This window comes from Virgibacillus carmonensis, from assembly GCF_057836705.1.
On record NZ_JBYQFJ010000369.1, the window covers coordinates 1 to 536 of the forward strand.

The 536-nt window shown below is 45.5% G+C and carries 1 protein-coding gene and 1 pseudogene; one reads left to right on the forward strand and one right to left on the reverse strand.

Annotated features, from left to right (window positions below; genetic code table 11):
• On the forward strand, window positions 1-283 hold a 283-nt coding region (locus tag AC3G7N_RS22400; RefSeq protein WP_489424306.1), incomplete at its 5' end, for an MOSC domain-containing protein.
• 58 nt (window positions 284-341) lie between these two features.
• On the opposite strand, the pseudogene AC3G7N_RS22405 reads toward AC3G7N_RS22400, so the two are convergent.
• Window positions 342-536, reverse strand: a pseudogene (locus AC3G7N_RS22405) (transcriptional regulator); the annotation flags it as partial.

Sequence of the window (536 nt, forward strand, 5' to 3'; positions counted from 1 at the left end):
AGCCAATATCGTACTGGAAGGCTTTGAGGGCCTGACAGGATTGACGCCGGGAAGCAGAATTATTTTTCCAAGTGGTGCGGGAATTTTGTGTGAGGGGGAGAACCTTCCGTGTTTAGGTCCTGGTAAAGTGCTTCAGGAAAATTATCCGAATGAACGAAAGCTTTCAACACGTTTTATAAAATCATCATTAGGGTTGAGGGGAATTGTCGGTATTGTGGAGCAACCTGGGAAAATATCGGCTGGTGACAAGGCCGAAATTGTGGCATATAGCCATTCGGATTAAAAGGAAAGTGGGCCATCCTGATGATTTTTTTTGCAGGATGGCTGTTTCAGTCCATACCTCACAAACTCAAATGAAAAACGTTTTTCAACCCGGTTTCTCCCTCTTTTGTCAGCTTTACCGCACGGCTGGAAGAATGTCTTTCAATCCAGTTTAAATCAAAAAACTTAGCTGTAATTGCTTGCCCCAAGGCACCCGCAAGATGATGCTGCCGTTCACTCCAATCCAGGCAGGTACGGGAGAAGGAACGGCGTTT